Raw genomic sequence first — 23,012 nt, forward strand, 5'->3', positions numbered from 1 at the left:
TTTTATTTCATAGCAGTAATTTCAATTTCTAGTTTAGCATTTTTAGGTAAAGCAGCTACTTGGATGGCTGAACGTGCCGGGAACTCTTCAATAGAAGTAGTTTCGAAGTATTTTGCGTAGATTTCATTAACTAAGGCAAAATCAGCAATATCATCGAAGAATAAACCAGCTTTTACGATATCATTTCTTGAAAATTCGGCTTCATGTAAGATATTATCAATGTTTTCAAAAATTTGATGTGCTTGTTCAGCTGTTGTAGATCCAGCAAATTCATCTGTTTCAGGATTTATTCCAATTTGTCCCGAAATATATAACGTGTTGTTATTTTGAATAGCTTGTGAATAGGGACCAAGTGCTTTCGGTGCTTTAGTAGTTGCAACGACTTTCTTTGACATGAATAATGTCCTCCTGTCTGATATTTTAATCTAAAAATCTATATTATGCAATGTTTGTGGAATGAAAAAACGAAAAAATGAGAATACATAGGAATAATTATGACGTATAAATTAGCAATATTAAAAGGTGATAAAATAGCAGGCGATGTCATTGACAATGCGCTAAATATTGTAAAACAAATAGTAAAACCGGAAGTTGATTTTGATGTGATTACCTTACCTTTTGGAGAGAATGCAATACGCTTATTTGGTGAACCATTGCCGAATCAAACATTACGTGAGTTAAAAAAGTATGATGCTATTTTGATTGGATTACTTGATTTCGATTCCTGGGATAGCAGTCTATTTAGTGCTAAGGAAGCACTGATTGCATTAAAAAAGTTTTTAAACATTAAGGTTGAATGGAAAACAATCAAAATTTCGGATAAACAAATCAATGATTCACCATTGAAATATGATGTGGCGAAAAACACAGACTTTGTGATTGTCCAAGGTGTTGAATCTTTTTCTGATTTGATTGATGGAAATAGTGTGCTAGAAGATTATGCTCAAGATATAATAACGTATGAGCAGCGAGAGGTTGAACAAGTTATTACAGCGGGATTTGAACTGGCAATGAGACGTCAAAAACATGTGACGGTTGTTACTGGATTTGATGCATTCGAGACTTCCAAGTTTTGGGCATCAGTAGCTGAAAGAGTCTCTCAATCCTATCCCGAGGTTGTTGTGAAATATGATTTAGCTACTGAAATTACATCTTGTATTCTTCAACGACCAGCTAATCTAGATGTCGTTATAGTGCCTAGGTGGATTGATCATATGGTGAACCAAGAGGCACAACAAATTACTGGATTACCAGCTCTAATTCCAGTAACGATGAAGAATAGCAAAAATCAGCTTTTATATGAATTACCTCATATTCATCATAATTTGGAAATGTTGAAACTCATGGAAAAGGAATTGGTTAAATTTATTCTAAAAGAATACTTAAATCGACCAGATTTACTTGACGAAATTGGTGTGTGAACACCTTTTTTATTTGTCATGTAAAAATGTATGATCAATAAATTAATGTTTTGAATGGGTCGCTGTTTGGTATAATAAAGATATCTTAAAATTGGAGTGAAAACATGTCAGAAATAAAAATTGTATCTATCGATATTGATGGCACATTGATTAATGATGAGCGTCAAATTCCGGCAGATGTTAAAGCTACAATTCATAGAGCACTGGAGCAAGGTGTTAAGATTGTTATTACAACAGGTCGACCATTGCCAGGAGTTCAAAACATACTAGATGAATTGGGAATTGAGGGTAGTGATCAGTATGTTATTACTCATAATGGTGGTTTGATGCAAACAGCTGATGGTTCACGCATATTATTCCATGCTTCATTGGATCTGGCTGAGTATAAAGAACTGAATTCCTTTATGAGTGAACAAAACACCTATATTCAGGTTGAAGATCAGCTGGCAGCCTATACAACTAATCATTTGATACATCGTTGGGCTAGTTATGAGAATGCTCTTGTTAATTTGCCATTACACGTTGTTAACGATGATGATAAACTACAAAATATTGAAATTATCAAGGGTATTGCAAATGCAGAATCAGATGAGTTGGATGATGTTCAAGCGAAAGTGCCCGCCAGTATTTTGGATAAAATGTCGGTAATACGCTCAACTGCTAACAACTTAGAGTTTATTAATAAAAATGCTTCAAAAGGTAACGCACTTTCAGCCCTTGCTGAAGTTTTGAACATTGATATCAAAAATACGATGGCTATTGGTGATCAAGAGAATGATTTTTCAATGATTGAACGTGCAGGATTAGGTGTAGCTATGGGTAATGCAATTGAAAAAATAAAGCAAGTAGCCGATGTTGAAACTGACACTAATAATAATTCTGGTGTAGCTAGAGCACTAGAAGATTATGTTCTCTAAAACAAAAATATTTTAATTATTGAAAATTCTGTTATTATTTATGTAAATTACATAACTTAGATAAACTGTATTAGACATGAGCCAAGGAGGCAAAAAATGAACGTTCTATTAAATGGTGATAAAGTTGCGTTAGAGGGTGATCCAATTAAAGTTGGTGATAAAATTCCTCATTTTAAACTAGTTGATCAAAACGACGAAAAAGTTAAAACGGCTGATTTATTAGGGAAAGTTACTTTAATTTCTGTTGTGCCTGATTTGAATACTGATATTTGCTCATTGCAGACACGACGGTTTAACCAATCTGTAGATCAATATAGTGACGTTAATTTTATAACAATTTCAACAAATACGGTTGATGAACAACGTAATTGGTGTGCGGCAGAAGGTGTGCACAATTTGCGTATGTTGTCTGATGAGCAAGAGTCTTTTGGCTATGCAACAAAATTATACGTCCCAGATACAGGTTTTGATACACGTTCAATTTTTATTATAGATGCTTCTGGTACCGTTCTTTATTCACAAATCGTACCAGAAATATCTGATGAACCAGATTACGATGCAGCTTTGGCAGCCTTATCACAAATTATTGCATAATATCTGTTTAAAACTTGTGATAAGACCTGTTTTTAAATGTTTTTTTTGGTAAAATGGATACAGTAAGTATTGCATAGTTACCTATAAAAATTCGGAGTTAGACATGCCAGAACCTAAATTGAAACTTTTTTCATTGAGCTCAAACGAACCACTTGCACAAAAAATTGCTGATTCGGTAGGGGTTCCTTTGAGTCGTATTTCTGTTAAACGTTTTGCGGATGGCGAAGTACAAATCAACATTGAGGAAAGTATTCGTGGTGATAATGTTTTTGTTATTCAATCAACTTCAGCACCTGTGAACGATAATTTGATGGAACTATTAATTATGATTGATGCTTTGCGTCGTGCAAGTGCCAATCAAATTAATGTTGTTTTGCCTTATTATGGTTACGCGCGTCAAGATCGTAAAGCCCGTTCACGTGAGCCTATTACAGCTAAGTTAGTAGCCAATATGCTAGAACGTGCAGGAGCAACACGCGTGCTAGCATTAGATCTTCATGCAGCGCAAATTCAAGGATTCTTTGATATTCCAATGGATCATTTGCAAGGGGCACCTTTGCTAGCTGATTATCTAATCGAGTCTGGTATTGCTGATAAGAAAAATGCTGTTGTAGTTTCTCCTGATCATGGTGGTATGACACGTGCCCGTAATTTAAATAACATGTTAGAGCTTGAATCTCCAGTAGCCGTGATTGATAAGCGACGTCCAAAACCTAATGTTGCTGAAGTTGGTAGCATTGTTGGAGATGTTCAGGGTAAGACAGCTATCATGATTGACGATATGATTGATACAGCTGGAACAATAACGCAAGGCGCACAGCTTATTATGGAGCACGGTGCTAAGGAAGTGTATGTTGTTGCATCTCACGCTGTTTTCTCGGGCCCAGCAGTAGAACGTTTGCAAAATTCAGTATTTAAAAAAGTTATTTTGACAGATTCCATCAATCTTCCTGAAGAAAAGAAGTTTGAAAAGTTAGAAATTGTTTCTGTTGGAGAGTTAATTGGAGAAGCTATTCGTCGTATTAGTAACAATGAAGCAATCAGTTCTTTATTTAAAAATCGTTTCTATCGACGTACCCATTAATTAAATATTAATGTATTTTAAAAAGAACAAGTTATTACTTGTTCTTTTCGTTTATCCAAAATGTTATAATGAAAAGAAACTACACATATACGATAGGAGTTCTGCCATGAGTAAAGTATTAGTTGTGGACGACGAAAAACCGATTTCTGATATTATTAAGTTCAATCTAACTAAAGAAGGCTATGATGTAGTGACAGCTGCGGATGGTCAAGAAGCATTAGATATGTATAATGATGAAAGTCCTGATTTGGTTTTATTAGATCAAATGTTGCCAGAAGTAGATGGTATTGAGGTACTACGTCAAATTCGTTCTAAGTCAGATATTCCTGTTATTATGGTAACAGCTAAGGATAGTGAGATTGATAAGGTTTTGGGGCTAGAAATGGGTGCTGACGATTATGTCACAAAACCATTTTCAAATCGTGAATTAGTGGCAAGAGTCAAGGCAAATTTACGTAGTCGGAAATCAGTTTCACAGACTTCTGAGGAAACTTTTAACAGTACAGAGGATATTTACATAGGTGATTTAGTTATTCATCCACAGGCTTATATGGTGTCAAAGGATGGTGCTGACATTGAACTAACACATCGAGAATTTGAATTATTATATTACTTAGCGCAACACATTGGACAAGTGATGACGCGTGAACATTTGTTGCAACAAGTGTGGGGGTATGATTATTTCGGTGATGTACGAACAGTTGATGTTACGGTTCGTCGTTTACGTGAAAAAATCGAAGATAACCCTAGTCATCCGAATTGGTTAGCTACACGTCGTGGCGTTGGTTATTATCTACGACCATCAGAAGAATAAATTAAATTTAAGTTTACGCGTACATAAAGAGGGGAAATGCTCGCAATTGGGCATAACGAGAATGACGTCAATTACTAAATTTTTCCAATCTATACGGTTTCGTATCACGCTAGTTTTTGTGCTACTAATGATCATTGCACTCGAACTTTTGGGTGCTTTTTTCGTGCGCCAAATGGAGCGTCAAAACTTAAAAACTTTTCAACAGCAAATTACTCTACCCAAATATGTCACAGATCCGATTACCACGGCTTTACGAAATAGCAATTCTGACGAAGGAAATCATGAAATCCAAGATGTTTTATCTGGGCTAAATAACACTAGTATAGAAGAAGTCCAAGTTATTGATAAAACAGGAACAATTCGTGGGACCACTTCTGTGTCAGGTCAGCAAACGATTAGCCAAAAAACTACTGATATTAATGCTCAAAAAGCTTTAGCAGGTGACCAATCTTATGTCACAACTCGAACAATTAATGAAAACGGTGAACGTAAAGAATTAATGACGACACCGTTAGGTGTAACAACTGGACGTTTGAAGGATGTGCCAGGTGTAATTGTTGTTAAAGCCAGTCTGTTACCAGTGTATAAAAATATTAATAATGTGATGCGATTGTTTATTATTGCGGGATTAATTGCACTGGTTGCTAGTGTGGCTCTGGCACTATTCTTAGCACGGACATTAACCAGACCAATTGAACAAATTAGTGAACAAACAGCTAAAATTGCTGATGGAGATTACTCGGTAGTTAATCATATATATGGTTCTGATGAGTTAAGTCAATTGGCTTTATCAGTAAATGATCTGTCGACACGTATCGAAGAATCTACAGAAACTGTTAATGCAGAACGAAATCGATTAGATTCAGTTTTAACACATATGGCAGATGGGGTTTTAGCTGCCAACAGACGTGGTGAAGTAACTATTATTAATCAAGCAGCAGCAGATTTTGTTGGTGTTGATCGTGAAGCAGCAATCGGTCAAAATGTTGTGAGCCTTTTACGGTTAGATGGTAAACGTACTTTACGAGATATTCTAGAAAACTTAGACGATTTTAGAGTGGATTTATCTGATGATAGCAAAGAACTATTAGTTCAAACTTATGTTTCACTCATTAAACGTCAATCTGGATTTATTTCAGGACTTGTTGTAGTTTTACATAATATTACCGAGCAACAACGTATTGACTCTGAGCGTCGTATGTTTGTTTCTAATGTTTCACATGAATTGCGAACACCTTTGACATCTGTTCGTTCATATGTTGACGCATTAGCAGAGGGTGCAATTGATGATCCTGACATGGCTAAGAATTTTTTAGGTGTCGTACAAGATGAGACACAACGTATGATTAGAATGATTAATGATTTGTTGGAATTATCACGTCTGGATCAAGGTACGATGGAGGTTAAGCTTGAAGTCATTAATCTAAACAGTTTGTTTAATTTTGTTTTGAATCGCTTTGATATGATTTTAGAGAGTGATGCTAAAAATGATCAAACTGCCACTAAGAATTACAATATTTTACGAGAGTTTACAAAAGAAGATGTTTGGGTTGAAGTCGATCCAGATAAGTTTACGCAAGTTTTAGATAATATTATGAACAACGCAGTTAAGTATTCACCTGATGGTGGTACCATTACAGCACGTCTCATAAAAACTAAGACACGTGCTATTTTGAGTATATCTGATCAAGGATTAGGGATCCCAAGAAAAGATTTGGACAGTATATTCAATAGATTCTTTAGAGTTGATAAATCAAGATCCAGGGCGCAAGGTGGTACCGGGCTGGGGTTGGCAATTTCTAAAGAGGTCGTTGAAAAGTTCAATGGTCGAATTTGGGTTGACTCAGTTGAAAACAAAGGTTCTACTTTCTACATTTCATTAGCATATGTTGATGAAGAACCGGAGGACGACTGGGATGCAGAATAATAGATTACTCCAAAGCGTTTTGATTAACGTGGTATTAACTGTTTCCATCATAATATCTATTGTATTAACAGCGTTGATATTCTTATCTGCTGGGAATCAAGAGGCTCCGACGCAAACAGAACAGCAGTCGCAGCAAGTGTCAGAATTATTTAGACCAACGAACTATATTGTGAACGATAAAAACGGTGCGCAACATCTAGTCATGCATGCTACAAATGCTCAATACAAAAGTATTCATCAATATTTAGCAAATGCAAGACTGACTAATCCATTACAACAAAAGGTGACAAATGCTCAAATAAAAAAAGTATTGAATATTAAACAAGCAGCTGTATATCATTACCCAGATGTAATCCCTATTGCATATTTTAATTCTTACTATTCTCAACGCGTATCAACACGTAAAAGTTTTAATTTTGATTATGTAGTTGTGCCACTGGCTGATAATAAACGAGCGTATTTTGTTAATACACAATCTAAAAAAATTACAACAGTTGATATTAGTAATATCAATGCATCAAAAGCTTGGCAAGTTGCTGGGAAATTACCCAAAGCACTGACTGTGAATTTTAAAGTTGTTAATGATCATGTTATGCTGAACTACCCTACCAGTTTTAAATTACCGGTTTATTCTTACCTTGTGAATCGCAGAGATCCAACAACCTACGTGTCGACACTTTTGGGTACAACGAATCAACTTAAAAAAACAACTGAAGGAAATAAAACAATCTATACTAATAAATATAGTAATCAACAGATTATTTATGATTCGGATTTAGAAACAGTGACCTTCACAGATAACCGAACTACTGGTACTCTGAAGCGAAGTTATTATAATCGTTTAAACATTGGTTTTTCACAAATTAATTTGTTGCAACTGGACTTGTCGGACACTCGTTTTTATCAAAGTAGAAACAATGGTCAGGACGTTACGTATCGAACATTTGTAGAGGGCTTACCTGTTTATTATCAATCCAAAAGTGGTGCTATTCACATGGCATTGGATAAATATGGTAATTTGACTAGTACTTATTCATTAAATGAGCTTGGTGTTCCGGTACCGAATAATCAACCCAAAGTTACTTTGCCAAAAGCAGCTGATGTATTGTCTCGATTAAAACATGCTGGTGTGAAAAGTAGTGAATATTACTCGATTGCACCGGGATACGAATGGTTATCTAATAAGGAAAACAATGTTTCTGTTAATATGCAACCCACTTGGATGGTTGAAACGTCGAAGGGGTGGGCGAGTGTAGATACTTTTTTGTCAGGTAGATAGTCACAAAATTAAGGAAGGAGAAGTATGTTTATGCATGCGATAGTGCTTGAAGCGTATGTTATAGATAACATATATAAAATATGCAGTTTAAACGAATGAAAATACTAATGATGATACTATTTATTGTGTTGAACATATTTCTTTTTGTTTGGTGGCGTAATAATCAGCGGCCAACATTGAAAGTAACAGATGCCAATGCAACTATTATTAGTGAAATAAGGAATCAAAAAATTAAGGTAAGTAAATTTAGTACATCAGTGGTATATGCTAGCTACTTAGCTGGAAAACGATCGACCAACTTAATGTCTACTGTAGAAAAGTTGTCAAATTATAATGCAAATATTGATAATCGGACATTGTTTGTAAGTCTCAATAAAGCATCTCAATCAGCTAAACAAAGTAGTAATTTCAGTGGTAAAAGTAATTCGTCAAACATTAATGAAGAAACAAAAATCGCACATCATGTAGGATATCGTTATAATTCAGTACTTTCCAAGGTCAATATGAAAAATCGTTCAACCTATTCTCAGTACATTGATGGGTTGCCAGTCGTTGCTAAGTATGGTTTAATGATTTTTAATACAGATAAAGATGAACGTGTGACCAGCTTTACGCAAACGAAGATTAGTGACATTAGCGTATTGCGTGATGAGCGTGCAACAATCACGGAAGAAGAAGCTATTGTTGCACTCTATAAATTCAATGAGTTGGGAGGCGGAGATCAATTATCTAAAGGCACGCTGTCCTATGATACATCCCTAAATGTCAATGGCTATGATATCTATACGCCTGTTTGGGTATTTGTGGTAACACATAAAGATAGTAGTAGGGTACTATTAAAAGTGAACGCCTTTACAGGAGATAATTTATCGGAGTGATTTAATTTTAACTTAATATCATATTGGTATAGTAAAAGAAAGTATAGTGGAGAGGTAACTAATGGTACAGTCAGCATTAATAAAAACGTTGACAACTGGCATTGTTGCTGGTGTTGTTGGTGGCGCAGCAATATTGTATGGTCAGCAAGGCGTGCAATTGTTTCAAGACCAAACTCAAAAAGTAAGTACAACGTCAACAAATACAAATAAAATATCTAAAAATGCAACAGCTACCTCGGCGTACAATAAAGTATCAGATGCTGTGGTCTCAGTGTTGAACTTCACTAAATCAGGACAAGATGGTAGTTATCAGGAATCTTCTGAGGGATCTGGTGTGATTTATAAGAAATCAGATGGTTCAGCTTTTATTGTGACGAATAATCATGTGATTACCGGTGCAGCGAAGATCCAGGTAGTATTACATAGCGGTAAGAAAATAACTGCTACGCTGGTTGGAAAAGATGCAATGACAGATCTGGCCGTTTTGAAAATTGATGGCGCAGGGGTCACGACCACTGCTCAGTTTGGAGATTCAAGTAAAATAACTGTTGGTGAAAACGTCTTAGCTATTGGATCACCATTGGGGTCAGAATATGCTTCTTCAGTAACTCAAGGGATCATTTCGGCTAAAAAAAGGTTAGTCGAATCAACATCAGAAAATGGTCAAAATTATGGTGGATCAACTGTTATTCAAACTGATGCTGCAATTAACCCTGGTAATTCTGGTGGTCCTTTAATTAATTTTGCTGGACAAATTGTAGGTATTAATTCAATGAAGCTGTCAACATCTTCTTCTGGTACGACAGTTGAAGGGATGGGCTTTGCTATTCCATCTAACCAAGTGGTAGATATTGTTAATAAATTAGTTAAAAATGGCAAGGTAACTCGTCCAGCAATTGGTATAAGTTTGGTTAATTTGTCAGAAATAACAGCTTCTGATCAAAAAGCAACACTGAAAATTCCAGATACAATTACCGGTGGTGTTGTTGTTATGAGTCTAACAAATAATGGGCCAGCTGATAAAGCTGGACTTAAAAAATATGATGTTATTGTTGGCATTGAAGGTAAAAAGGTCAGTTCGCAGGCTGATTTACGAGAAGAATTATATAAACATTCACTCGGAGATACTATAACGTTGACATACTATCACCACGACACTAGAAAAACAGTCAAAGTGAAGTTGACACAAAAATTGGCAAGCTGACAGAAATGTTAGCTTTTTCTTTACAATTATTTGACTTTTAAAAATAATTGTGTCTTAAGAAAAATGTTGAAAAGTTACGTCAATTGTTGAAAATATGTGGATTAAATATTCGATAATGTGGGAAATATCAATAAAATTGTGGATAAGCTGTTTTTTTTCATAAGAAATATTAAATATTGATATTTTTTTCAATATTTCTCGGTAAAAAATATTATTTTTGTGATGATTTAGTAAATGTTCGTGTATTTTTTTAATTTACAAATAATATAAAATTGTGAGAATATACAGATGTATTTTCCGAACAATCTAAAGAAAATATATACAAAATATCCATCGAACACGTGTGCTTATCCACAGTTGTTAATAACTTTGTGGATAATTGTGGATAACTTGTACGAAGTTATCTGTAATTTGTCTAAATAAACGTGTATAAAGTTATCCACTATTTTAAAAAAATTGAGAAAAATAGTGGATAACTTTAAATACGAACACTTAAATGTGTTGGTATATAAGCTTTTAAAAAAATATATAAATATTTTGTTCGTGTGGATAACGTTTAATATAACAGTGGAAATTCTTGTATATAATTATTAAGAAAACCTAAAGAAAAGAGAAAAGTATGAATATCAAACTAATTACTGTTGGCAAGTTGAAAGAAAAGTATTTAAAAGAAGGAATAGCGGAGTATAGCAAACGATTATCTCGTTTCTGTAAAGTTCAAGTAATTGAGCTTGCTGATGAGAAAACTCCTGAAAATGCTAGTGATGCAGAAAATAACCAAATTATGCTCAAGGAAGGAGAAAGAATTAAAGCGAAAATCGGTTCGCGTGATTATGTGATTGTTCTAGCGATTGAAGGCCAACAGTTCCCATCAGAAGAATTTTCAAAAAAAATTGATACAATTGCAATCAATGGTTATTCGGATATTACATTTGTTATTGGTGGATCTCTTGGTTTATCCAAGGATATTAAGCAAAGAGCTAATTTGAAAATGAGTTTTGGTTTGTTGACATTGCCACATCAGTTGATGCGCTTAGTTCTGGTCGAGCAAATTTATCGTGCATTTATGATACAACAAGGATCTCCTTACCATAAATAAAATTAATAGATATTGCAATTGAAGTTTTCCGTGTATATAATGTATCCATAGATAAAATATATACACGAAAGAGTGATGAGCAATATGAAATTTTTTGAGAATTCAGAGTGGAACCGTGTTCGAAAAATAAGGGGACTGCCACTACTATTAGTTGGTATCATGCTTATTCCTAGTTTGTATGCGGTCATCTTTTTGTCCTCACTTTGGGATACATATGGTAAAGTCGATCAATTACCAGTCGCAATTGTTAATCAGGATCAGTCAGCGCAAGTAAATGGTAAAAATCAAAATTTGGGAAATGATTTAACTAAAAAACTACTTGATAGCAAACAGTTGAAATTAACAAAAACGTCAACACAAAGTGCAAAAAAAGGTCTTGAATCTGGTAAATATTATATGACAATCACGATACCGAAATCTTTTACAACAGATTCAGGTACTTTGTTGAGTGCTAACCCGACCCAACCAGAGATTAAAATTGCACACAATACAGGCCAAGGGTTCATCGCTGAAAAGTTAACCGCATCTGCTGCAGATAAAATACAAGCCAATGTCTCAAAATCTTTACAGCGTGTTTATAATAAAACACTCTTAAATGCCACGTCATCAGCAAAAGAAGGTTTTCAATCAGGATCTGATGGCGCTACAAAGTTGGGCAGTGGTCTGTCACAGTTACAAGAAGGCACTAAAAAATTACAAGAAGGCACAACGCAACTTCAAACAGGTACGTCACAGCTAGCAACTGGTTTAACGCAATATACCAACGGTGTTGCTAGTGCCAATAATGGTGCGCAGCAATTGACGGCAGGGGTAGAACAATTAGCTACACAATTGCAAAAGATTAGTGATGAAATTAACTCACAACAAAGCGCTAAGGCAGCTGATTTAAAGCAACTTGATGCAGGTCTTACACAATTGACACAGGGATTACAAAAATTAAGCAAAATTGAGTCACCAACTGTCAATGTTGATGCAACAAAGTTAAACGAGTCTTCTGAACAACTGACTGCTGGCTTAACTGGAGCAGGAAAAGATGCAGCTTCTTTTAAGTCTCTAGCTGAAGACGCTGATTTTCAAAAATTTTTAGCTACCAATCCAACAGTAGCGGCTAAATATCAAGCTGCCCTGACAGATTTGGGAGCAAATGTTCAATCGAGTGCTTCCGCAGCAGGAACTATAAAAAATCAGTTAACTTCTTTGCAAACGCTGTTGCCACAGTTACAGGCACTTCAAGCGGAAATTCCAGAACTACAAAAACTGGGTCAACAAGGATCTGTAGCCACACAAGGTGCACAGACAGCTATTAAGACACTTAATAGTAGCTTAACCACCGTGAGTCAAGGAATTGCTAATCAGGCGGTCCCTGGGGCGCAACAGTTGGCACAAGGTGCATCTCAATTGACTACTGGTCTTGGGCAATTAACATCAAAAAATGCCACACTTAACAGTGGCACAGCGCAATTACGTTCTGGAACAGACCAATTATTGACTGGTGAGAGTCAGGCAAGTGAGGCGTTACAACAGGCTGGTTCTGGTGCAACAACGTTATCTAATAAATTGGCTGATGGTGCGATTAAACTGTCAGCGGTTCATCATACACAAGCTAATGTAACAGCGCTATCACAACCAACAAAAAAACATTCTTCGAATTTGTCGGTAGTACCAAATAATGGTACGGGAATGGCACCCTACATGATGTCTGTTGGCTTGTTTGTTGGTATGATTACTTTGAGTACGATTTTTGACTTTACAACAGTGTTAAAGAAGCCCAAAAACGGGTTCACTTGGTGGGCCAATAAACAACTTATTAATGTTCCTATATTTATTGGTCAAGCTTTAATTATGACAGGACTACTTTTCTTGGTTGATGGTATGCAGGCGCAACGACCAGCGATGACAGTTGTGGTAGCCTTAGCAGCTGCATTTGGATTTAATCAGTTTGTAATTCTGTTTAATGTATTAATCGGAAAGTTAGGCTCTGGTATTATGCTTGTATTAATGATATTGCAGTTAAGTGCCAGCGCAGGTTCTTATCCAATTGAATTGTCTAATGGCTTCTTTGAAGCAATTCATCCTTGGATGCCAATGAGCTATTCTGTCCATGCATTCCGTGAAACAATTTCCATTGGTGGCAGTGTTGCCTCTGACTTGGCGGTTTTGATAGGATTAGGAGTAATATCCATGGTATTAACATGGGGTGTTTATCAAATGAAACTAAAGCATAATCAATTGACATTTAAAAATTGATTTAGAAGCGGTCATCTGGCCGCGTACATAAAAGAAAAGTTGGAATTTAAAATGAAAATGTCTAGTGCAGTTGAACAAAGCTTGGTCGTCTTAGTCATGCTAGCTTTACAAAAAGACGGTTTGCCTGTGAAAAGCCATGTTTTAAGTGAACATTTAGAAGTTTCAGAATCTTATCTGAGAAAGACAATGCGAAAATTAGTTGTTGCTGACTTAGTGAAAGCTATTGCTAGCAAAGAAGGTGGTTTTAAATTAAATCGCCCAACAAGTGATATTACTTTGTTGGATGTATATGAAGCTATTGAAGGTGAAGACAGCTTTATTCATTCAACACAACTTGCTGACCGTGTATTTCCTGCTAAAAATTCGGTAGCCGAAGGGACAAAAGAAGTCCTATCTATTATTTATGAAGCTGAGCAAGATTTTAAAAAACGATTAAAACGTACTTCTATTGCTAATTTACTAGAATTTGCCAAAGAAGGTGAAGAGATTGTTGACTGGAGATAGTGTCAAAAAAACTAGTCATTATTATAAAAATAATGACTAGTTTTTTTATTATTTTTAGGCAACGGGCAATTTTTTTTGAATGCTAAATTCGAAATCATCTGGTATGAGCATGCCAACGTCCTTAATAATTATGTTTCCTGATAAGGAACTACCTTTTTGCTGAGTTAGACCAACTTTTGTAAAACCAAAAGAAACTGTTGTATGTGCTTTTAGCGCTGCTCCACGGATTTCGCCAGTTGTGGCATCAATACCTGTTGGTATATCGACTGCGACAACTGGTTTTTCGATATGATTGGCCGCTTTAATCATCTTTTGTAGGCCTTCTGGTAATACATTATTTAATCCTACGCCAAATATAGCATCAACAATTAACGTGGCTTCATTAAAGTCGCTTTTTTCAGAACGAATTAATCCATGTTTTTCAATAATTGCTAATTGACGTTTGACACTATCTTTGGCTCGATTAACGTTACCGACAAATTGCAAGGAAACATTAATGCCTTGAGCATATAAAAGACGGGCAATTGCAACACCATCGGCACCGTTGTTACCAAGTCCAGCTAAAACTAATACATGTGTTAAGTCAAATCGGCTGGCGCCAATGACATCGAGTACAGCCATCGCTGCACGTTCGATTAATACATCTTGTGGCATACCAATTGTATCAATCGTATATTTATCAATTTGCTGCATCTCGGCAGCAGTAACAAGTTGCGTCATAATTCCCATCATTTCATAAGTTATTAAATTTATTATACGGTGATTTAGAAATGTTATCAATCACACAAGTGTAAAAGTGTCACATTTGACAAATGAAAATAATTAGAATACAATAATAACAATTTAAGAATCATAGAGGTTGCTGCTGACATAAGTAGCTTGTGGAGTACTTACAGGTACGGTAAAACAAGTTAAAGGGGATGTGGCCGAAGCATTAGGTGCTGTAACATCAGTATGCTGGGATAGCAGTTAAAAGCTGTTAGACTGTCGCGTTAGCGGGGTGCTATGTTGTGTAGATTGCAATTAATTGGGATCCATAGCTGTCACTTTGTGCGCTATGGATTTTTTAGTATATAGAGGAGGGAAAGGCATTCATAGATATCTGTGAATGAACTAAAATATGGTAGAAGCAGTAACAAGACCAACACGCCTTGAAATATCAAAAGGTGCCGTTGCGCATAACATAAGAACCGTTAAAGATGTTTCGGGTGCCGATAAAGTTTTTTTGACGGTAAAGTCCAATGCATATGGTATGGGGTTAGTTCCCATGGCTCAGGCTGCTGTAGCTGGTGGCGTTTATGGGTTAGGTGTGGCTGTGCTTGATGAAGCATTGGCATTAAGGCATCAACGTATTACTGCACCAATCTTGATCTTAGGTATTTCACCAGTTCAATATGCAGAATTAATGGCCGTTCAGCACATCATGGCAACGGTGGTATCATTAGATTGGCTACGAATAGCAGAAGAAAATCTAACTGGAGAACAGCCATTACCAGTAACTATAGGTATTGATACTGGCATGGGTCGCATTGGTTTTCGAGATCGAGATACTTTGGCTGAAGCTATCCAATTTGTTCGTAATCACAATGATAAGTTTGAGTACGTTGGTTTGTCTACACATTTTGCTGAATCAGATTCAGCAGATACACGATATTTTGAAATGCAACTAGAACGCTGGCATCAATTAACCGACGGATTACCTAAGCCTAAGTATTATCATGTGGCTAATTCCGGTGCTACGATGTACCATGCGACTGAAGTACCGCATGAAGTTGTTCGTGTTGGAACTGTTATTTATGGCGTTGAACCTTCTCGTGGTGAATTAGCTGATGGCAAAAATTTGCGACCAGTTATGGCGTTGCGTAGTGAAATTAACTTTGTTAAACGATTGCCTGCAGGCGAGGGAATTAGTTACTCACACAAATATACTACCAGTACAGATGAATGGATAGGAACTGTCCCAATTGGGTATGGCGATGGTTGGGTACGGAAATTGATGGGCTTCAATGTCATTATAGATGGTCAGTATGCGCCGATTGTCGGACAAGTAGCAATGGATCAACTAATGATACGTTTACCTCATGAATATCCAGAAGGAACGACTGTCACCTTGATTGGGAAAGATGGTGGCTTAGAAAACACCATCGAAGATGTTGCACAACATGCGGATTTAGCACCATGGGAAGTGACAACAGGATTACAAGCAAGAATACATCGTGTTTTAGTAAATTAGGAGAAAATAATGACTAAAGAATACATTGTCGCCATTCTTGGCGCAACTGGTGCCGTTGGTACACGACTTATTGAGCAATTGGAACAATCAACAATTCCTGTCAAAAGTATTAAATTGCTAGCTTCATCACGATCGGCCGGGAAAATACTACAATTTCAAGGCCAGAATGTAGTTGTTGAAGAGGCAACGCCAGAAAGCTTTACTGGTGTAGACTTGGTGTTAGCTAGTGGTGGTGGCTCAGTTTCTGCTCGATTTGCCCCTGAAGCAATCAAGCGTGGTGCAGTAGTTGTTGATAATTCTAGTCAGTGGCGTATGAATGACAATGTGCCCTTAGTAGTACCTGAGGTCAATGAGGAAGCGCTAAAAAATCATCAAGGAATTATTGCTAATCCTAATTGTTCGACAATCCAAATGGTGGTTGCTTTAGCACCGATTAAAGCCAAATATGGCTTAACTCGTGTGATTGTTTCAACTTATCAGGCTGCTTCTGGCGCAGGGCAATCCGCTTGGGAAGAATTAGTGGCAGAAACAACTGCACATAATGCAGGGCAAGAAATGCATGCGAATATTCTGCCAGTTAAGAATGCTGAGCATCATTACCCATTGGCGTATAATTTATTACCACAGATTGATGTATTCGAAGATGATGGTTACACGCACGAAGAGTGGAAAATGATTCATGAAACGAAAAAGATTATGTTTGGCGATAAAAATTCTAAAGCCGTAAAGGTTACAGGAACTGCGGTTCGTGTACCTGTACCAATTGGTCATGGAGAAGCAGTATATTTTGAAACAGAGGCAGGCACAGGGGCTACTTCTGGCGACATCCAGTCGATTTTAAGTAAAGCACCGGGTGTTGTTTTGGAAGATAACCCCAAGGAACAGTTGTATCCACAACCAATCAACGCTGAAGGGAAGAGAGAGACATTTGTTGGTCGTGTACGCCCCGATTTGGAAAATGATGATAGTTTCCATATGTGGGTTGTTTCAGACAACTTACTTAAGGGGGCAGCTTGGAATACCGTTCAAATTGCTGAGCGTTTAGTAGCCTTGAATTTAGTCCGTGTGCCAGAAAGTGCAGTAAACAATTTTTCTGAGGATTAGATATATGGAAGAGCGCTATGCGCTTTTTTTGTATAGTGAGAAGTGCTCATATCAGATAGTTGAAATATATCATGTTACAATATCCGTATGATAGCAATTATATTAGTTTTACTCTTAACGATGAGTATAGTGGCGCTTATGTTTTGGCGCCAAATAAAAATAAATCCGGCAAGTTTACGTTTGGGATTATATATGGTGGCACTAGTTATTTTATTGTTTTTGAGTGTGTTGATTATTTTGTACCCTCAAACAGCAGTAGGAACCATCATATATCGGAATACTATGTGGTGCCTTGTACTTAGTAATGTGATGGGATTAATTCTTGTATTGAATTTATCTTACTATAGTTATCATAGTTGGCAGAAATGGCATCATGCCAAATCAAAATTAATATTGTCAGCGATGTTGATTTTATATGTGGCTACTGATTTGGTCGTATTAATTGCAAAAGTATTTTGGTTACCCTCGATAGTACTTGTATCTTTTGTGATTTCTGGTTTAGCAAGCTATGTTTTTTGTCAGTTTTTATGTTTTGTGATTAGTAGCTTGTTTTATGGTCTTGTTATCAAGAAGCCGGCTCGAGGACCACTCGTAGTTTTAGGTGGTGGATTAGTGGATGGCCGTTTTGTAGGTCGTATTGTCGGTAATCGTATCAAAGCAGCTATTGAAGATGCGAATAGCATGGTAGAGTATCCCTTGATTATTTTCTCTGGAGGCCAAGGTCCGGATGAAAAAGTGACCGAAGCCCAAGCTATGCGCGACTTTGCTGTCCAAAAGTATCAAGTGCCGTTGGAGAAAACACTACTAGAAGACCAATCAAGAAATACGTATGAGAATTTAAGGAACACAGATAAATTAATTAATAAATCTTTCACATTTTATACCAGCGAATACCATGTTTTACGTGGTGCCTTGCTTACAAAAAAATTGGGTATTAGTGCACAAGGTCGTGGTGGTCATACGCGATTATCCTATCGGACGGTAGCTTTTATAAGAGAGTTTGCCGGTGTTATGAGTTTATATCAACGAGAACATGTCATTTTCGCTACTATATGGGCTTTAATTAGTTTATTGGTTGTTTTGATTAAATTTATATGAATAAAATAAAAAAACTTATCTAAATATGGTATATTATTTAGATAGATTTAATCTTTTTTGTAATGATATTGTTTGGGAGAAGTTATGACTATTTTTGGAAAATTGATGTGGTTCTTTAAAGAGCATAAGAAGCTTTATATATTAGGACTATCATTTTTGTTTTTTACAGAAGTATCACAGATGGTGTCTCCAGCGCTAATAGGTCATTTTACTGATGTGATTGTCTCCCGACAAATGACTATGAATCAGTTGTTTTTTTATGCAGGAAGCATTTTGTTTTTTGCTATTCTAATGTATATTTTTCGATATATGTGGATAACACATATTTTTCAAGGTTCGGCACTACTTGAAAAGACGTTGCGTCAAAAGCTGTTTGACCACTATTTAAAAATGGATACGACCTTTTACCAACGAAAACGAACTGGAGATTTAATGGCTCATGCAACTAATGACTTATCTGCTGTTCAGCGTGTTGCTTCTGGTGGCGTGCTAATGTTAGTTGATTCGGTTGTTATTATTATTTTTACAGTTATTTCGATGATTATTGTGGTTGATTGGCGCCTAACTTTGATAGGCGTATTACCTTTACCTTTATTGGCGGGAGGTGTATGGTATTTATCGCCAAAAATGCGGCGGGCTTTTACTGCATCGCAGGAAGCATTCTCACGATTATCTAATAAATCACAAGAATCAATTGCTGGAATTAAAGCGATTAAAACATTAGGACAAGAAAATTTAGACGTAGACGCCTTCAATACGGAAGTTCAAAAAACAATTCAAATTAATAAGAAGGTAGCATTTATTGATTCATTATTCGGACCAATGGCTACCGTAGTGATGACTATTAGTTACGTTGTTATGATTACTTATGGTGGTAGTTTGGTACTAAGTGATACAATTTCTATTGGTCAACTAGTGTCGTTTTCAACATATCTTGGTTTGCTTGTTTGGCCAATGTTTGGCTTGGGCCAGTTATTTAATGTTTTAGAACGTGGCAATGCTTCATACATGCGTGTACAAGAAATATTATCTGAGAAATCAGCTATTATTGAAGATGAAAAGGGCTATGAAATTGTTACGCATGGTGATATTGAAATTAATATTGATCAATTTGAGTATCCGGATGATGCTGCCAATGTATTAAATGACGTTTCTTTGAAAATTAGTGCTGGAGATACGCTTGGTATCGTTGGTCGCGTTGGTTCTGGTAAAACAACATTGGTTAAGTTGCTATTACGTCAATTTGATGATTATTCAGGGAAAATTACTTTTGCCAATAAAGATATTAAAGCATATAAATTAAGCGCTTATCGTAAAGCTATAGGATACGTTGCACAAGAAAACTTTTTATTCTCAACTACTGTTAGGGATAACATTCGATTTGCTGACGTTAATAAGACACAAGCAGAGGTTGAGGAAGCTGCTAAAATGGCTGCTTTGCATGAAGATATTTTTAATTTTCCTGAGGGGTATGATACACAGGTTGGTGAACACGGTGTGAGCTTATCAGGGGGGCAAAAGCAAAGGTTAGCTATTGCTCGTGCGCTAATTATTAATCCTGAAATTTTAATTCTAGATGATGCTTTATCGGCTGTTGATGCACGAACCGAAAAGCAAATTCTACGTACTTTGAAAGAGACACGTCAAGAAAAAACAACAATCATTGTGGCACATCGTATTAGTTCAGTGATAAGTGCGAATGAAATTGTTGTGTTTGATAAAGGTAGAATTGTTGAGCGTGGGCAACACGATGAATTAGTGGCACAACAAGGATGGTATGCTCACATGTATGAGCAGCAACAAGTTGCGATAACATTTGAAGAGAATTTATCAGGTAAAGGGGATGGTGATGTCGGAACAGAATAAATCAGTTTGGTCTAAAAGCATACCCGTTAAAGAACAGATACATGTCATTTGGACATTGATTAAAATGGCCAAACCTTTTCGATCAATGTTTGTTTGGGCACTTGCTATTGGCGCTGTTTTTGCGTTATTGCAAGCTGCTGCACCACGTGTCATTTCTTACTATATGAGTAACTATTTGCATCAAACAAGTAACGTACCATTTAAAATTATGATTAGCTTTGCAATCTTAGTTGCGGTTATCCGTATTTTGCAGGCAATTACTGATGCCTTGAATGCTTATTACTTCACGGTAGCTGGTGAATATGCGCTTGAGGATATGCGTATACGTGTATTTAAAAAGTTGCATACTCTGGGCATGAAGTTTTTTGATGAAATGCCAGCTGGTTCATTAGTGACACGGGTGAATAATGATACAGCATCGTTAACTGATTTTTGGCGATTTTTCATGCAATTAACGTTTGCAGCTATGAGTATGATAGGTGCTTATATTGGTATGTGGACAATCAATATGCGAGCCACATTGCTTATGATGATTGTTGTACCGTTTATCATTACCAGTATTATGGTTTATCAGCGATTTTCATCGCGTCTATTTCGCCACATGCGCGAGCGTTTGTCTGCTTTAAACGCTAAGATTGCAGAAAGCGTTACGGGTATTGATGTTATTCAAGAATTTTATCAAGAAGAACGTTTTAAAAAGGAGTTCAGTAAAATTAATGGTGAATATTTTAATGCGCGTTTTAAAATGATTAAGGCTGATGCATTATTATTGGAACCAATGATTGATATGCTACTTGGTGGGGCAACAGTATTAGTTCTATGGTATTTTGGAGAGCTTTCTATACAAACCATTGTATCAGCAGGAACTATTTATGCTTTTACGACCTATTTAAATAATATTTTTAGTCCTTTAGAAAGTATCATGAATTTATTTAGTCCATTCCAGGAAGGATTAGTTTCAGGGTATCGTGTTTTAGGTATCTTAAACAATGATGCATATGCACCCAAGCAGAGTCTAAATGCTGCAGGTGATATTATTAATGGTAAAATTGAGTTTAAGCATGTTAATTTTAGTTATGATGGTACACATCCAATCTTAAAAGATTTGACTTTTACTGCTAATCCGGGAGATACAGTTGCTTTAGTTGGGCATACTGGCTCTGGGAAAAGCTCAACGATTAATACTTTGATGCGTTTTTATGATTTTCAATCTGGAGAAATTTTGATTGATGGGCAAGATATTCGTGATATTTCCATGAATAATTTGCGGAAAAAAATGGGCTTGGTTTTGCAAGACCCATTCATGTTTTATGGTGACATTGCTTTCAATATTCGCATGTATAATAAGCAAATTACAGATGATCAAATCAAATCAGCAGCGGCCTTTGTTGGCGCTGACAAATTTATTGAAAAACTAGATGATGGTTATCATGCGAAGGTTCAAGAAGGTGGGTCGAGTTTTTCAGCTGGTGAAAAGCAATTGGTAAGTTTTGCACGTACTATCGTAGCAGATCCAAAGATATTGATTCTAGACGAAGCAACAGCTAATATCGATACCGAAACAGAAGCAAAAATTCAGCATTCATTGCTTAAGATGCGTCAAAATAGAACAACGATTGCTATTGCGCATCGTCTTTCCACTATTAAAGACGCTAATTTAATTTTGGTACTTGATGAAGGTGAGGTTGTGGAACGTGGAACTCATGACGAATTACTTGCTATGCATGGGAGATATTATGATCTATACAGACTGCAAGGTGTTCAGAATGAGGCTGCTGTATAAGAAAATATGTTGTATGTGAGTTATCCCCTGTCAGAAAACCTTACATATAACTTTGACTAAATTGAATAAGTATGCGTAAAATGGTACTTAGAGACATCTAATTTTTAGAAGATGTTGGAAGCTGGGAAAACCTGCTAATATCCTTTGCGCAATCTAGCGCTTGTGGTTAGGGAAAAGGAGAATTGATTAATGTCAATGATAGAATTTAATAATGTAGAAAAATATTACGGTAAGTTCCATGCTTTAAAGAATATTAATTTGAAAATCGATAAGGGTGAAACCGTGGTACTTATCGGGCCATCAGGTTCAGGAAAATCAACGTTAATTCGTACAATCAATGGATTAGAAGAAATACAAGAGGGCAATCTCTTGGTTAATGGATTTGACTTGCATGATCCTAAGACTGATATCAATCGTATTCGTAAGAATGTTGGTATGGTTTTCCAACATTTCAATCTATACAACAATAAATCTACTTTAGAAAATGTAATGCTTGCGCCACGATTAGTTTTGAAACGGAGTGAAGAAGAAAATAAGGCCACAGCCATGGCTTTGTTGGATAAAGTTGGCTTAGCTGATAAAGCAGCCAATATGCCGTCAGAATTATCTGGTGGACAAAAACAACGTGCTGCTATTGCCCGTTCACTAGCAATGAAGCCAAAGGCTTTACTATTTGATGAACCAACGTCGGCGTTGGATCCAGAAATGGTTGGTGATGTTTTGGATGTTATGCGTGATATTGCAAAAGATTCATCGATGACTATGCTGGTGGTTACGCACGAAATGAGCTTTGCCAAAGCTGTTGCCGATCGTGTTATTTTTATGGCTGACGGTGAAATATTAGAAGATAGTACGACCGAAGAATTCTTTAATAATCCTAAAGAACCGCGTGCGCAACAGTTCTTGAGTCAAGTTGATCACAAATAAAATTTTTAGATTTGGAGGAATGCGTTTTAGGAT

Annotated in this window: 20 protein-coding genes and 1 riboswitch; of the genes, 18 read left to right on the forward strand and 2 right to left on the reverse strand. The window is 36.3% G+C overall.

The genetic code is table 11. The annotated features are described in order from the left end of the window. Window positions 1–2 precede the first annotated feature (2 nt). On the reverse strand, window positions 3–395 hold the full coding sequence (locus ESZ47_RS07455; RefSeq protein WP_148606207.1) for a RidA family protein: 393 nt from the start codon (window positions 393–395) through the stop codon (window positions 3–5). A gap of 99 nt (window positions 396–494) precedes the next feature. Between ESZ47_RS07455 and ESZ47_RS07460 the strand changes: the two genes are divergently transcribed. From ESZ47_RS07460 to ESZ47_RS07515, 12 genes are all read left to right on the forward strand, one after another. Continuing rightward, on the forward strand, window positions 495–1,421 hold the full coding sequence (locus tag ESZ47_RS07460; protein WP_148606209.1) for an isocitrate/isopropylmalate family dehydrogenase: 927 nt from the start codon (window positions 495–497) through the stop codon (window positions 1,419–1,421). A gap of 104 nt (window positions 1,422–1,525) precedes the next feature. Continuing rightward, on the forward strand, window positions 1,526–2,338 hold the full coding sequence (locus tag ESZ47_RS07465) for a Cof-type HAD-IIB family hydrolase (RefSeq protein ID WP_148606211.1): 813 nt from the start codon (window positions 1,526–1,528) through the stop codon (window positions 2,336–2,338). Window positions 2,339–2,434: 96 nt separating this feature from the next. Beyond that, complete coding sequence (gene tpx, locus ESZ47_RS07470; RefSeq protein ID WP_148606213.1) at window positions 2,435–2,932, forward strand: thiol peroxidase; 498 nt, start codon at window positions 2,435–2,437, stop codon at window positions 2,930–2,932. Between the two features lie 103 nt (window positions 2,933–3,035). After that, window positions 3,036–4,016, forward strand: a complete 981-nt coding sequence (locus ESZ47_RS07475; RefSeq protein ID WP_148606215.1) for a ribose-phosphate diphosphokinase — start codon at window positions 3,036–3,038, stop codon at window positions 4,014–4,016. Between the two features lie 106 nt (window positions 4,017–4,122). Beyond that, window positions 4,123–4,830 (forward strand): response regulator YycF, encoded by a 708-nt coding sequence (gene yycF / locus ESZ47_RS07480; protein WP_148606217.1) that lies wholly within the window; start codon window positions 4,123–4,125, stop codon window positions 4,828–4,830. Window positions 4,831–4,891: 61 nt separating this feature from the next. Then, window positions 4,892–6,757 (forward strand): cell wall metabolism sensor histidine kinase WalK, encoded by a 1,866-nt coding sequence (gene walK / locus ESZ47_RS07485; RefSeq protein WP_148606218.1) that lies wholly within the window; start codon window positions 4,892–4,894, stop codon window positions 6,755–6,757. Continuing rightward, the gene (gene yycH, locus ESZ47_RS07490; protein ID WP_148606220.1) at window positions 6,747–8,036 is read left to right on the forward strand and encodes a two-component system activity regulator YycH; all 1,290 of its coding nucleotides are present in this window, start codon (window positions 6,747–6,749) and stop codon (window positions 8,034–8,036) included. Before walK ends, yycH begins: the two co-directional genes overlap by 11 nt. Window positions 8,037–8,143: 107 nt before the next feature. Further along, entirely contained in the window at window positions 8,144–8,914 is a 771-nt protein-coding gene (gene yycI, locus ESZ47_RS07495; RefSeq protein WP_244307574.1) for a two-component system regulatory protein YycI, read from the forward strand. A 61-nt stretch (window positions 8,915–8,975) separates the two neighbouring features. After that, complete coding sequence (locus ESZ47_RS07500; protein ID WP_148606224.1) at window positions 8,976–10,118, forward strand: S1C family serine protease; 1,143 nt, start codon at window positions 8,976–8,978, stop codon at window positions 10,116–10,118. Between the two features lie 619 nt (window positions 10,119–10,737). Next, the gene (gene rlmH / locus ESZ47_RS07505; RefSeq protein WP_148606226.1) at window positions 10,738–11,217 is read left to right on the forward strand and encodes a 23S rRNA (pseudouridine(1915)-N(3))-methyltransferase RlmH; all 480 of its coding nucleotides are present in this window, start codon (window positions 10,738–10,740) and stop codon (window positions 11,215–11,217) included. Between the two features lie 84 nt (window positions 11,218–11,301). Continuing rightward, the gene (locus ESZ47_RS07510) at window positions 11,302–13,464 is read left to right on the forward strand and encodes a YhgE/Pip domain-containing protein (RefSeq protein WP_148606228.1); all 2,163 of its coding nucleotides are present in this window, start codon (window positions 11,302–11,304) and stop codon (window positions 13,462–13,464) included. Between the two features lie 51 nt (window positions 13,465–13,515). Next, a complete protein-coding gene (locus ESZ47_RS07515; protein WP_148606230.1) occupies window positions 13,516–13,968 on the forward strand; it encodes an Rrf2 family transcriptional regulator in 453 nt (150 codons plus the stop codon). 54 nt (window positions 13,969–14,022) lie between these two features. Here the strand turns inward: ESZ47_RS07515 and ESZ47_RS07520 are convergent, their stop codons facing one another. Continuing rightward, the gene (locus ESZ47_RS07520) at window positions 14,023–14,688 is read right to left on the reverse strand and encodes an NAD(P)H-hydrate epimerase (protein ID WP_148606232.1); all 666 of its coding nucleotides are present in this window, start codon (window positions 14,686–14,688) and stop codon (window positions 14,023–14,025) included. A 125-nt stretch (window positions 14,689–14,813) separates the two neighbouring features. Next, window positions 14,814–14,982, forward strand: a riboswitch (Lysine riboswitch). Window positions 14,983–15,088: 106 nt separating this feature from the next. On the opposite strand from ESZ47_RS07520, the gene alr reads away from it, so the two are divergent. From alr to ESZ47_RS07550, 6 genes are all read left to right on the forward strand, one after another. Next, a complete protein-coding gene (gene alr, locus ESZ47_RS07525; protein ID WP_148606233.1) occupies window positions 15,089–16,201 on the forward strand; it encodes an alanine racemase in 1,113 nt (370 codons plus the stop codon). A gap of 9 nt (window positions 16,202–16,210) precedes the next feature. Then, window positions 16,211–17,305: an aspartate-semialdehyde dehydrogenase gene (locus ESZ47_RS07530; RefSeq protein ID WP_148606235.1), complete on the forward strand. Its 1,095-nt coding sequence runs from the start codon at window positions 16,211–16,213 to the stop codon at window positions 17,303–17,305. A gap of 87 nt (window positions 17,306–17,392) precedes the next feature. After that, window positions 17,393–18,403 carry a YdcF family protein gene (locus ESZ47_RS07535; protein ID WP_148606237.1) on the forward strand — a complete coding sequence of 337 codons (1,011 nt, stop codon included), beginning with the start codon at window positions 17,393–17,395 and terminating at the stop codon, window positions 18,401–18,403. Between the two features lie 84 nt (window positions 18,404–18,487). Continuing rightward, entirely contained in the window at window positions 18,488–20,269 is a 1,782-nt protein-coding gene (locus ESZ47_RS07540) for an ABC transporter ATP-binding protein (protein ID WP_148606239.1), read from the forward strand. Then, the gene (locus ESZ47_RS07545; RefSeq protein ID WP_148606240.1) at window positions 20,253–22,052 is read left to right on the forward strand and encodes an ABC transporter ATP-binding protein; all 1,800 of its coding nucleotides are present in this window, start codon (window positions 20,253–20,255) and stop codon (window positions 22,050–22,052) included. The genes ESZ47_RS07540 and ESZ47_RS07545 overlap by 17 nt, the downstream gene beginning before the upstream one ends. Before the next feature lie 189 nt (window positions 22,053–22,241). After that, window positions 22,242–22,979, forward strand: a complete 738-nt coding sequence (locus tag ESZ47_RS07550; RefSeq protein ID WP_148606242.1) for an amino acid ABC transporter ATP-binding protein — start codon at window positions 22,242–22,244, stop codon at window positions 22,977–22,979. Window positions 22,980–23,012 lie beyond the last annotated feature (33 nt).

Origin of the sequence: Leuconostoc litchii, assembly GCF_008107645.1 — a bacterium.
Lineage (GTDB): Bacteria > Bacillota > Bacilli > Lactobacillales > Lactobacillaceae > Leuconostoc > Leuconostoc litchii.